The following is a 12,539-nucleotide window of genomic DNA, read 5'->3' as shown; positions in this document are numbered from 1 at the left end:
GTATAGGTTAAAAGTGAGAAAAGTAAAAAGGGCGCTGGATGAAATTGACAAATAACGGTAATTGGTTTAATATTTAGATAAATATCTAAATGTCTAATTATCGAAAGGAAGAAAGACATTGAATCAAGCATTCAAAGCATTAGCAGATCCAACAAGGCGAAAAATTTTAGACTTATTAAAAGAAGGCGATCTAACCGCTGGTGAGATTGCTGAACATTTCAATATGACAAAACCAAGTATTTCACACCACTTAAATGCACTTAAAAATGCTGAACTTATTCAAGATGAAAAGAAAGGGCAATTCGTTATGTACTCTTTAAACACAACGGTCTTTCAAGATTTATTGACTTGGGTGTTTACATTTACGAATAAGGGGGAAGAGGGGAAATGAAAAAGCATCTTTTTGCAATCTTATTAATTGTTATAACTTGTTTAGCTTGGGCGTTTGCTTGGCCACATTTACCGGATACAATTGCAACGCATTGGAGCGGCGGTAAAGTAGATGGATATTCTTCTAAATCGTATGGAATGCTTTCTATGGTTGGAATTATGATTGTTTTATATATTTTTCTAAACGTGTTACCAAAGATTGATCCAAAGAAAGCGAACTACGAGAAGTTTTCTAAAGCTTTTATGATGATGAATAACGGGATACTACTGCTACTATTTGTAGGGAATATAGATATTATTACAAGTGGATTAGGATACAATTTATTCATTAATCGCGTGCCGGAATTATTAGTGGGTATTTTATTTATAGTCATCGGAAACTATTTACCACAATGTAAACCAAACTACTTTGTAGGTATAAAAACGCCGTGGACATTAAGTAACGAAGAAGTGTGGAGAAAAACGCACCGTTTTAGCGGAAAGGTGTTTGTTGCATTGGGGATCATTATGATTTTAAGTGTTTTTGCACCAGTGGCGTGGAAATCTTTCGTAATGGTTGGAATTATTATTGGTGCAGTAGGATTAACGATGGGATATTCTTATGTTGCTTATAAAAAAGAAATAGGGGCCTAATAAAAAATTATGGGGGAGAGAGGATGAAAAGACACGTATTACCATGGAGTTTAATTATTGGCATTGCAATTGGATGGTATATTGTATGGCCATATTTACCAGAACAAATTCCACGCCATTATAATGCGACAGGAGTAGTAGATGGATATTTTTCTAAAGTAGAAGCAAGTTCTGTTTCAATAGGTAGCATGATGTTGCTGTATTTGATATGGCTAGCTCTTGGGTATATTGATGTAACGAAAGATAAGTATAAACAGCATGCTAAAGTCCTTTCCGCAATCCATTATGCAATTCTTTTAATAGGATTCGGTTGTAACTTATTTGCACTATTAGCCGCGTCTAATTATATTGCATCGGGCTCAATTGCATTTAATTTTGGGCTTGGAACATTGTTTCTTGTACTAGGTAATTACATGCAACAAACGAAGCCGAACGGGTTAGTAGGCATTCGAATGGACTGGACATTAGAAAATCCTGTAGTTTGGAGAAAAACACATAGATTTGCTTCGAGGGTATTTGTAATAGGTTCACTTTGTATATATGCAGGGGCTTTGCTTCCAGATCCATTTAATATTTTTATGGGGATTGGAATCATATTAATATGTATTATCGTATCAACAATAAAGTCATATAGTATTTATAAAGAAGAGTTGAAAATGTAAACAAAGCTGCTTTTCCTTTTAGGGAAGAGCAGCTTTGTTTTTTATCACTTCTTCAAAACCGGTATCCAAATTTCACTTTTAAAGTTTGGAGAAGATATGTCTTTCTGTTCATTCCACAATACTTCCGGTCCTTCCGCTAGTTCATAGTTCGAAGAAGGGAACCATTCAGAATAAATACGCCCCCATACATTTTGTAGTGCATCAGGAAATGGACCGACAGCTTCAAATATAGCCCATGTTGAAGCTGCAACTTCAAGTTGCGCGAATTGCTCTGGACAATCCTTTGTTGTGGCTACTCCAATATAGTGATCAAGTTCTCCTTTTTCCTCCATTCTTCCTTCAGAAAAATTAGTAGAAGCACTAATAATTCCAGTAGGTTCAATGTTTGAAAGGGACTTTAATGTTTGAATAGACTCTGGGTTTAAACTTTTCCACATAGAAGCAATTTCTTCATTTACACCGTTAAAAACGATTGGTACTCGTTTTGTAATACCTATAATTCGAAAGGGCTCTTTTTCTTCAATTCGATAGTTCATTTCATTTCCTCCTTGAATGGATAATTGGAAGGTCATTGGTGAATAAGCCTTCAAAGAATGGCTACTATTTCGGGCCTCTGAAGGTGTTATACCGTGCAAGTTTTGAAATGCACGAGCGAATGAATCTGGTGAGTTGTATCCATATTTTATAGCGATATCAATGACTTTTACATTGTTGTTTTTTAGTTCAAAGGCAGCGAGAGTAAGACGTCTACAGCGAATATATTCTGATAGTGATATGCCAGCTAAAAAAGAAAACATTCTCTTGAAATGATATTCGGAGCAGTAAGCTATTTTTGCGACTTCTTTAAAATCAATTTCATGTGTAAGGTTGTTTTCGATATACTGCATTGCAGCATTCATATTTTTAAGTGAATCCATATTATGACCTCCTCTGTACATAGAATAGCAGGAACGAAATAGCTCCATCCGACATTTCGTGCACAACTTTGTAGGTGCATTTTTTACCTTACAAAATTGTAATGTTCCTGTAAGGAGAATGAATGGATGGTATGATATCCCAATGTTATAGTAACAAAGTACTTTAATTCATTACGTTAACTTTTTGATTTCTTTACTTATGTGCCTTACATAACTGTCATGTTTGTGTAAGAAACATCGATAGTGGCAAGAGTAGAGAGTGTATATAGTTGAAAATAGAGAATAGATGAAATGAGGGATGTCGAGATGAAAACAGTGCTAGAAGCAAAAAATATTGAAAAAGTATATGACACGGGTGGTAATAAATTTGCAGCGTTAAAAGGTATTAACTTACAAGTAAAAGAAGGTGAGTTCGTTGGAATTATGGGACCTTCTGGTTCTGGTAAGACGACTTTACTAAATGTTCTTTCTACAATTGATAATGCGACGAACGGTGAAATTTTAATTGATGGAAAAGATATCGTAAAAATGAATGACGATAAGTTAGCGTTATTCCGCCGCGATCATTTAGGTTTCATTTTCCAAGATTATAACTTATTAGATACGTTAACGGTGAAAGAGAATATCGCTTTACCACTTGCGTTATCAAAGGTGAAAGCGAGTGAGATTGATCGCCGCGTTCTTGAAATCTCAAAGAAATTCGGTATTGATCATATTTTAAGTCAGTTCCCATATCAAGTATCTGGTGGACAGAAGCAGCGCTGCGCAGCATCACGTGCGATTGTTACGAATCCAAGTATGATTTTCGGAGACGAGCCAACTGGAGCGCTTGATTCTAAATCTGCAACAGATTTACTTGAAAGTATGAAGTCGTTAAACGAATATGATAACTCAACAATTTTAATGGTAACGCATGATGCATTTGCAGCAAGTTATTGTAAACGAGTTATTTTCATTAAAGATGGTGAACTATATAAAGAATTGCACCGCGGTGAATCGACGCGTAAACAGTTCTTCCAAAAAATTGTTGATGTAATGTCTTCTATTTCTGGGGGTATGGCTGATGACCTTATCTAGCATTGCCCTCCGCAACATACAGCGGAACTTTAAAGACTACTTTGTATATTTTGCATCTATGATTTTTAGTATCGTTATTTATTTTACATTTAAAGCACTGCAATACAATTCACAAATGGAAAAAGCTGCAGAAGCTTCAAAAAAAATTAGCGGAGCGTTCCAAGTTTCAAGTGTCATGCTTATCATTTTCGTAGCAGTGTTTATTATATATTCGAACGGTTTCTTTACACGTAAACGTAAAAAAGAAGTTGGCTTATATTCGTTATTAGGTATCCGTAAAAGACAAATTGGTAAAATGCTCTTTTATGAAAATATGTTAATGGGATTAATGTCATTAGTAATTGGGATTGCGATCGGTAGTGTCCTTTCGAAATTATTCCTTGAGTTATTAGTAAATATGATGGGATTAAATTTAAACGTTCATTTTGAAGTACCGATGGCTGCCATTATTGATACAGCAATTATTTTCTTTGTGATTATTTTATATACATCACTTCAAGGATATCGTTTAATTTATCGCTTTAAGTTAATTGAACTTTTCCGTGCAGAACGTGAAGGAGAAGCAATGCCAAAAGGATCTGTCATCATGGCATTAATTTCAGTTTTCTTAATCGGTTCAGGTTATTTTTTAGCGCTAATGTACATGAAAGCAGTTATGTATGCAGACTTTATGGTCGTTGCATTATATATTTTATTAGCGACAGTAGCAGGGACTTATTTACTGTTCATGTTCTTCACAGTATTTGTATTGAAACGTGCAAGAAATAATAAGTCAGCATTTTATAATGGTATGAATATGGTAACGACATCGCAGTTACTATATCGTATTAAAGGAAATGCGAAATCATTGGCGACAATCGCTATTTTAAGTGCAGTTACATTAACAGCGGTTGGTACGTCAGTTACGATGTATTACAACACATTTACGCAATCAAAAGTTGCTGCGCCGTATAGTTATTCCTATGAGAAAAAAGATGCAGCATTAGATAAAAAAGTAAATGAAATACTTGCTGGAGAGAAGAATAATCACCCAGTCACATATGAATCAGAAGTTGAAATGATTCCTGTGAAAGGAACATTTAAAGGTGAAAGAGCTGATCAAGTTCTGAACACACACTATAATGTTACGAATCAGTACCAGCTTATTTCTCAATCAAGCTTTAATAAACATGTGAAACATTTAGATGTAGAACCTGTAAATTTAAGTGCGAATGAAGCTTTCGTATATGATAGCTTATATATTGAGAAACTTGATTTTGGTCCTCTTTATACAGGAAATACAGCTGTATTCCCTGTTGGAAATGAGTCAAAAGAATTAAAAATTAAAGGTGTAAATAATAGAAGCCTTACAAATTTAAATGAACTATTTGTAATCGTTCCTGATAAAACATATGAGCAAGTGAAACAAGTAAACGAAACGCGTACTGTAAAAAATATTGATGTAAAAGGTGAGCGAAATAGTAAAGAGTTAACAGCAAAATTAGCAAGCATTATGCCAGCTGGAGAATCAGAAGTTTTAAAACCATTTAACGATTTCTATACAGGATTCCAAATGGGGCTTGAAACGACAGGCTTAATGATGTTTATTGGGTTATTCTTAGGATTAGTATTCCTATTAGCAACAGGCTCAATCATTTACTTTAAACAATTAACAGAAGCAAGTGCTGACCGTGATCGTTACATTGTCCTTCATAAAGTTGGTGTAACGAAGCAAGAAATGAAGAAAGCTATCGCAAAACAAGTAAGCTTTATCTTCGCTATTCCGTTAGTAATCGGTATTTTACACAGCTTATTTGCACTAAAAGGTTTATCAAATATATTACCATTTGAAATTATGATTCCGCTTCTCATTAGTATTGGAGTATACGGTGTCATCTATATTGGATATTACTTCTTAACGGTTCGTTCTTATTATAAGATCGTGAGTGCGAAGTAATAAGGGGCAGCTATCGCTACACGCGATAGCTGTTTTTTTATTCTTCATAAAATCTTAAGAAACTTCCTCAATTTTTATTAAGAAACGATAGTTATACTTAGACACAAGTTAAAAACTATCGAACGAATGAGGAGAGGTTTACATGCAGCTCATTACATTTTTACATGAATTTATAAAGCATCCAAAACATACTGGTGCAATTGCGCCAAGTTCAAAAATATTAGCAAAGAAAATGGTCGATGTAATTGATTTTAATAAAGCGAAATGTATTGTAGAGTTAGGGCCTGGCACAGGGGTTTTTACGAAAGAGATTATGAAGAGAAAAAAGAAGGAAACAATATTTCTTCTTATTGAAATTAATGAAGTATTTTTCAAAGAATTAAAAAGAAAGTTTAAAGATGAGCAGAATGTCATTGTTGTACACGGTTCAGCTGAAAATATAAAGAAGTATATGGAGGAGCTCAATATAGAATGCATTGATTACGTTTTATCAGGGTTGCCTTTCACTTCTTTACCAGAAGAAGTTTCAAAGCGCATTTTAAATAATGCGATGGAAGCGATACATGAGAATGGTGAGTTCATTACATTTCAATATTCACTTGTGAAAAAAGGGTTTATACAGCATTTCTTCCCTGAAATTACACTAGAAAAAGTATGGCTCAATTTCCCGCCAGCCTACGTCTTTAGTTGCAAAAAAGAACTAAGGAGAGCGTATGCATAATGGAATTACATGAATTATTATCCTATATCGAGCAATACGGTTATTGGGCATTATTTTTCTGTTTATGGTTAGGTATTATCGGTATGCCAATTCCAGATGAAATGATTGTTATGAGTGGTGGTTTCGTATCTTCAGTAGGGATATTAAGTGTTGTTCCTTCATTTGTATTAACATATTTAGGTGTTGTATCAGGGCTTTCTTTAGGATATATATTAGGGAAGGTATTTGGCACGAAGGTACTCCATAAATTGATGAAAAAGAAAAAAGCAAAGTATTTAATAAAATCACAAGAAATGGTTGATAAATACGGACAGTACGCGTTAGTTACAAGCTATTTCATACCAGTTGTAAGACATATCGTGCCGTATTTAGTTGGAATGAATAACATGTCATTTAAGACGTATGCATTGTATTCTTATACGACAGGATTTGTTTGGACACTCGTTTACTTTGTGCTCGGTGCTTTATTTGGACAACATATTGAAAAAATTGTAGCAGTTGCGATAGAGTATGGTGTGTATTTTGGCGGAAGCATCGCATTGATTGTGAGTGTGTTTTATTTATACAGACAAAAAAGAAATACAGTGATGAGTAAATAAAGGAGGCGACAGCCTCCTTTTATTATTAATATGGATCCATTTATTGAAGTGCGGATGCAAAGCCCTGTTACATTAAGAAAAAGTTAAGAAACCGTACGAGTTTTTATTAAGAAATACGCCCTATACTTAGAAAGGTCTTATAGAAAAACATAATGAAAGGCGGAATATAGATGAAAAGATTTATTTTAGGATCATTACTTGTCATCATAGCAGGAGCGGCATATTTGTTATACGGGAGTGCTGCAGTGGATTCCATGAATCCGTTTCTTAAATTAGAATATCGTTATGCGGTAATTGATAACGATGGAGAAGATTTAGGTGGAAATAACGGCCGTGCATACACAGTGGACGCATATGATAAGGATGGAAATAAAAAAGAGATAACAATTGATGGAGTGGATACACTGCAAAAAGGTTCCTACTGGCATGTAATTACGAGAGGAAAGTCTGTGCACGATAAAGTGCAAATAGAAGAAGAAATAATTCCTGATGGAGCGAAGGGGAAGTTAGGATTATAAGTATAGAACCGATTCTCAATAGGGGAATCGGTTTTGTTATTTTATGGTAAAGTGTAGGAGGGGGAGTGTGAGTTATGTTACTCATTGTTAGTCTTATATTAATTGGGATTATGTGCAGTATGAGAATAGTATACTTACATATGATAGAACGAGAAAAGATAGAAGAGAGATATGTATATTGCCCAAAATGTGATGCGAAAATTAGAAAAGGGAATGCTGCGCCTTTTTGTTCAAAATGTAATTTAATATTTTAGAGAAGGTAAAAAGGCAACAACGAACATATTTCATTTCGTTGTTGCCTTTTTTATGAAGAATAATAACAACTTTTTATGTTCCACTGATAATTTCTATAGTTACCTCCGCAAGAATAGTGGATTTTTTTTAATAAAATCATTTTTAATAATTTTATTTTGGAGCTACAGACGTTGAAACATAAAATTGTTACTTCTTAGTATCTATAACACTTTAAAGTGCGTACTTTTTATTGTGTTGTAGATAAGACATAATTACATACGTGAGAGGGAAATGAGTAGTGTAGAACTAAAAAGCATATACGCTATCTTTCATAACTATCGTGCTTTGATCGGTCAGCCCTTGTCACATTAATTGATATCCATTAATCATTTTTAAATAGATTTTAGGAGGAGATTTTAAATGAAAGATTTATTAAAAGGCACACTTGGTTTTGGTACGGCACCACTAGGTAATATGTACCGCAATATTCCAGAAGAAGAAGCAATCGCAACAGTGGATGCTGCTTGGGATAATGGTGTTCGTTACTTTGATACAGCTCCACTTTATGGATCTGGTTTAGCAGAGATTCGTCTTGGTGAAGCACTATCGAAAAGAAATCGTGATGAGTACTTCTTAAGTACAAAAGTAGGTCGAATTATTTCAGATGAATTAGAAGATCCATCTACACGTGATTTAGGTGAAAAAGGCGGACTGTTCGAATTTGGTCGTAAAAATAAAATTATCAACGACTACAGTGCGGACGCAACTCTTCGTTCTATTGAAGATAGTTTAAAACGTTTAAAAACAGATCGTCTAGATTTTGTTTATATTCATGACGTAGCGCAAGATTTTTATGGAGATGAGTGGATTTCACAATTTGAAATTGCTCGAACAGGAGCATTCCGTGCACTTACTCAATTACGTGATGAAGGTGTAATTAAAGGCTGGGGTCTTGGAGTAAATAAAGTAGAATCAATTGAACTTATGTTGGACTTAGAAGAAGCAAAACCAAATGTTTCTTTACTAGCTGGTCGCTATTCATTATTAGACCATGAGCGTGCATTAGAACGTGTAATGCCTGCAGCTGTAAAAAACAATATGGACATTGTTGTTGGTGGACCATATAGCTCAGGTGTTCTTGCTGGAGGAGCACACTTCGAATACCAAAAAGCGTCACCAGAAATCATTGCAAAAGTTAATAAAATGAAAAACCTTGCAGATCGTCATGGAATCAGTATTAAAGCTGCTGCTTTACAGTTTGCACTGGCTAATCCAGCAGTTGCTGCTGTTATTCCAGGTGCAAGTAAACCTGAACGAATTGCAGAAGACCAAGCGGCATTAAAAACAGTGATTCCAGCAGCGTTCTGGGAAGAAATGCGTGAACAAAAACTAGTTGCAGCTAATGCACCACTACCAATTAACGTTAAATAAAAAGGAGAGTAATTAACATGGCAAACACTATTACATCTATTGAAATTCCAGCTTCACCTGAACAAGTATGGCAATTAATTGGAGGCTTTGATGCACTTCCAGACTGGTTACCATATATCCCTAGCAGTAAAGTAACTGAAGGCGGACGTGTACGTCATTTAGCTAATCCTGATGGCGATGCGATTGTAGAGCGTTTAGAAGCATTTAATGAGAAAGAACGTTACTACACATATTCAATTATGCAAGCACCATTTCCTGTAACTAATTATTTATCTACAATCCGTGTTAAAGAAGGTAAAGGTGTTAACACATCATTAGTTGAATGGTCTGGTAGCTTCACTCCTGTAGAGGTTACTGATGAAGAGGCAATTAATCTATTCCATGGAATTTATAAAGATGGTTTAGAGGCGTTACAACAAGCGTATTTAGCTTAATCAATTTATTAAACATTTGAAAGCCTGCAGTGTAACAGCTGCAGGCTTTTTTATGATTATTGCATTTCTTTTTAAGAAAATATTAAGAAACCCCGTTACTATTTGTTAAGAAAATGTATCTATACTGAATTCTGTTGCTTAAAGAGAACATCAAGAATAATAGCAGGAGGTACAGATAGATGAAAACAATGTTAGAGGCGAAAGGGATTTCGAAAATATATGATACGGGCGGTAATAAGTTTGAAGCGTTGAAGGATATTCATTTACAGGTGAAGGAGGGAGAGTTTGTTGGCATTATGGGGCCGTCTGGTTCTGGTAAGACGACACTTTTGAATGTCCTTTCTACTATTGATACAGCTTCGAAGGGTGAGATTTTAATTGATGGAAAAGATATTGTGAAGATGAATGATGATGAATTGGCGTTATTCCGACGTAATCATTTAGGGTTTATTTTTCAAGATTATAACTTATTAGATACGTTAACAGTACGAGAAAATATCGCTTTGCCGCTCGCTTTATCAAAAGTGAAGGCGAAAGAAGTAGAAGCTCGCGTTGAGGAGATTGCGAAGAAATTTGGAATAAGTCATATTTTAAATCAATATCCGTATGAAGCGTCAGGTGGGCAAAAACAACGATGTGCAGCATCAAGAGCGATTGTAACAAATCCAAGTATGATTTTTGGAGATGAGCCAACGGGTGCGCTTGATTCGAAGTCAGCGACAGATTTATTAGAAAGTATGAAGACATTAAATGAAAAAGATCGTGTAACGATTTTAATGGTAACGCATGATGCATTTGCAGCAAGTTATTGTAAACGAGTTGTATTTATTAAAGACGGAAAGTTGTATAAAGAATTATATCGCAAAGAGATGACACGTAAACAGTTCTTCCAACAAATTATTGATATGATGTCTTCAATCTCTGGAGGTGCTACAAATGAGCTTATCTAGCATCGCGCTTCGGAATATAAAACGGAATTTTAAAGATTATTTTATATACTTTGCTTCCATGATTTTTAGCATCGTTATTTATTTTACGTTTAAGGCGTTGCAATACAATTCACAAATAAGTGAAGCTGGAGATAACATTGGACGAGGATTCCAGCTTGCGAGTGTAATGCTTATTATTTTCGTTGCGATATTTATTATATATTCGAATGGTTTCTTTACACGAAAGCGTAAGAAAGAAATAGGTCTTTATTCTTTACTTGGTATTCGAAAAAAAGAAATAGGTAAGATGCTTTTTTATGAAAATATGTTAATGGGTTTAATATCGTTAGTAATCGGAATTGTAATTGGTAGTTTACTTTCAAAAGGATTCCTAAAGCTACTTTTAAATATGTTAGAGCTACATGTAAATGTTCATTTTGAAGTGCCAATTGGAGCGATTATAGATACAGCAGTTATTTTTTGTTTCATTATTTTATATACATCATTTAAAGGATACCGCGTTATTTATCAATTTAAGTTAATCGAGCTATTCCGTGCAGATAACGAAGGCGAAGTAATGCCGAAGGGTTCAAAAATAATGGCTATCATTTCTTTATTATTAATTGGCTCGGGTTATTTCTTGTCAGTAACGGCTATTAAAAATGCAGGCAGCGATAACTTTATGCCACTTGCACTTTACATTGTAGTAGCGACAGTACTTGGAACGTATTTATTATTTATGTTCTTTACTGTTTTTGTATTAAAGAGAGTGCGAAATAAAAAATCTTCATTCTATAACGGAATGAAAATGGTTACGACATCTCAGTTACTATACCGCATTAAAGGAAATGCAAAATCGCTAGCAACAATTGCAGTATTAAGCGCAGTAACGTTAACGGCAGTTGGAACGTCTGTTACGATGTATTACAACACATATATGCAGGCGAAGAAATATCATCCAGTTAGTTATTCTTATGAAAAGAAAGATATGGAATTAGATAGTAAAGTAAATGAGATTTTAAAAGAAGGACAGAATGAAGTCATTCATCAATATGAATTAGAGACGGTAAAAGTAGTAGGAGAATACGGTGATGGTACTTCATTACAATCAAGAACAACAGAACTTATCGCACAATCATCATTTAATACAATCGCAAAATATTTAAATGAAGAAACTTTAGATTTAAAGAAGAACGAATTGTATGCATTTGATGGCATGTACAGTAAAGGTAAGAGAGATAGTGGCGTATATAAAAATCGAAAAGCTACATTCCCAATTGGAGAAGTAGCACCAGTAAAAGTGAAAGATGTCCAAGCAAAAAACATTACAAACTTATATGAACTTCTAGTTGTCGTTCCGGATGAAGCATATGAGCAAGCGAAGAAGACAATTGGAGCTCATACTGTGAAAAATATTGATGTGAAAGATGAAAGAAATAGTAAAGTATTAACAGAAAAACTAAAGAAATTAATACCGGAAGAAGATGCAGAAGGCAAAGAACAATTCAGTGATTTCTATACTATTTTCCGTGATGGTATTGAAATGTCAGGTTTAATGATGTTTAGTGGTATGTTCTTAGGGCTTGTATTTTTGCTTGCAACAGGGTCTATTATTTATTTCAAACAATTAACAGAAGCACATGCAGATCGTGAGCGTTACAGCGTTCTTCGAAAACTAGGTGTCACGAAAAAAGAAATGAAAAAAGCGATCGCAAAACAAATGAGATTTATCTTCTTCATTCCTTTAGTAGTTGGTATATTACACACTTTATTCGCGCTAACAGGATTAGCGACAGTACTTCCGTATGAAATTGCAGTTCCGTTACTAATTAGCATCGGTGTGTATAGTGTTATTTATATTGGTTATTATTTGTTGACGGTTCGTTCTTATTTTAGGATTGTTAGTAAATAAAAATGGTAATAAGGTCTTTCGTTTTTATTAGTTAAAATTAGGTGTGCATAACTAGGGTTTGATAAGGGTAATTTGAAACAGAAAAGAGATGGCAAAACCATCTCTTTTCTGTTTCAATGTTCTACGCTATTATCTATTTTCTTTCG

General features: G+C 34.4%; 14 protein-coding genes. 13 read left to right on the top strand and 1 reads right to left on the bottom strand.

The window, feature by feature from the left end; all coding sequences use genetic code 11:
• Positions 1 to 118: 118 nt before the first annotated feature.
• The 3 genes from QCI81_RS11090 to QCI81_RS11080 are packed head-to-tail and all read left to right on the top strand — an operon-like array spanning position 119 to position 1,685.
• Positions 119 to 391, top strand: coding sequence for an autorepressor SdpR family transcription factor (locus QCI81_RS11090; RefSeq protein ID WP_001070523.1), 273 nt, complete (start codon positions 119 to 121; stop codon positions 389 to 391).
• Positions 388 to 1,023 (top strand): SdpI family protein, encoded by a 636-nt coding sequence (locus QCI81_RS11085; RefSeq protein ID WP_000716363.1) that lies wholly within the window; start codon positions 388 to 390, stop codon positions 1,021 to 1,023. Before QCI81_RS11090 ends, QCI81_RS11085 begins: the two co-directional genes overlap by 4 nt.
• A gap of 23 nt (positions 1,024 to 1,046) precedes the next feature.
• Positions 1,047 to 1,685 (top strand): SdpI family protein, encoded by a 639-nt coding sequence (locus QCI81_RS11080; RefSeq protein WP_071731792.1) that lies wholly within the window; start codon positions 1,047 to 1,049, stop codon positions 1,683 to 1,685.
• Positions 1,686 to 1,729: 44 nt separating this feature from the next.
• On the opposite strand, the gene QCI81_RS11075 is transcribed toward QCI81_RS11080, so the two are convergent.
• Positions 1,730 to 2,602 (bottom strand): AraC family transcriptional regulator, encoded by an 873-nt coding sequence (locus QCI81_RS11075; RefSeq protein WP_053563479.1) that lies wholly within the window; start codon positions 2,600 to 2,602, stop codon positions 1,730 to 1,732.
• Positions 2,603 to 2,908: 306 nt separating this feature from the next.
• Between QCI81_RS11075 and QCI81_RS11070 the strand changes: the two genes are divergently transcribed.
• The 10 genes from QCI81_RS11070 (at position 2,909) to QCI81_RS11025 (ending at position 12,393) form a co-directional block, all read left to right on the top strand.
• Positions 2,909 to 3,679 carry an ABC transporter ATP-binding protein gene (locus tag QCI81_RS11070; RefSeq protein WP_000859655.1) on the top strand — a complete coding sequence of 257 codons (771 nt, stop codon included), beginning with the start codon at positions 2,909 to 2,911 and terminating at the stop codon, positions 3,677 to 3,679.
• A complete protein-coding gene (locus QCI81_RS11065) occupies positions 3,666 to 5,615 on the top strand; it encodes an ABC transporter permease (protein ID WP_000176150.1) in 1,950 nt (649 codons plus the stop codon). Before QCI81_RS11070 ends, QCI81_RS11065 begins: the two co-directional genes overlap by 14 nt.
• A gap of 142 nt (positions 5,616 to 5,757) precedes the next feature.
• On the top strand, positions 5,758 to 6,336 hold the full coding sequence (locus QCI81_RS11060) for a class I SAM-dependent methyltransferase (protein ID WP_001176064.1): 579 nt from the start codon (positions 5,758 to 5,760) through the stop codon (positions 6,334 to 6,336).
• Positions 6,336 to 6,935, top strand: a complete 600-nt coding sequence (locus QCI81_RS11055; protein WP_071731793.1) for a DedA family protein — start codon at positions 6,336 to 6,338, stop codon at positions 6,933 to 6,935. Before QCI81_RS11060 ends, QCI81_RS11055 begins: the two co-directional genes overlap by 1 nt.
• Positions 6,936 to 7,105: 170 nt before the next feature.
• Positions 7,106 to 7,453 (top strand): YxeA family protein, encoded by a 348-nt coding sequence (locus tag QCI81_RS11050; RefSeq protein WP_071731794.1) that lies wholly within the window; start codon positions 7,106 to 7,108, stop codon positions 7,451 to 7,453.
• A 74-nt stretch (positions 7,454 to 7,527) separates the two neighbouring features.
• Entirely contained in the window at positions 7,528 to 7,707 is a 180-nt protein-coding gene (locus QCI81_RS11045; RefSeq protein ID WP_071731795.1) for a hypothetical protein, read from the top strand.
• Between the two features lie 400 nt (positions 7,708 to 8,107).
• Positions 8,108 to 9,118, top strand: a complete 1,011-nt coding sequence (locus QCI81_RS11040) for an aldo/keto reductase (protein ID WP_016079933.1) — start codon at positions 8,108 to 8,110, stop codon at positions 9,116 to 9,118.
• 17 nt (positions 9,119 to 9,135) lie between these two features.
• A complete protein-coding gene (locus QCI81_RS11035) occupies positions 9,136 to 9,552 on the top strand; it encodes an SRPBCC family protein (protein ID WP_065485475.1) in 417 nt (138 codons plus the stop codon).
• Between the two features lie 179 nt (positions 9,553 to 9,731).
• Positions 9,732 to 10,502 carry an ABC transporter ATP-binding protein gene (locus QCI81_RS11030; protein WP_071731796.1) on the top strand — a complete coding sequence of 257 codons (771 nt, stop codon included), beginning with the start codon at positions 9,732 to 9,734 and terminating at the stop codon, positions 10,500 to 10,502.
• Positions 10,489 to 12,393 carry an ABC transporter permease gene (locus QCI81_RS11025; protein ID WP_353810732.1) on the top strand — a complete coding sequence of 635 codons (1,905 nt, stop codon included), beginning with the start codon at positions 10,489 to 10,491 and terminating at the stop codon, positions 12,391 to 12,393. The genes QCI81_RS11030 and QCI81_RS11025 overlap by 14 nt, the downstream gene beginning before the upstream one ends.
• The last annotated feature ends 146 nt before the right edge of the window (positions 12,394 to 12,539 follow it).

This window comes from Bacillus cereus group sp. MG20 (genome assembly GCF_040459885.1).
GTDB classification, from domain to species: domain Bacteria; phylum Bacillota; class Bacilli; order Bacillales; family Bacillaceae_G; genus Bacillus_A; species Bacillus_A cereus.
Note: the sequence above shows the minus strand (reverse complement) of the source record. Positions and strands in the feature narration are given on the sequence as shown.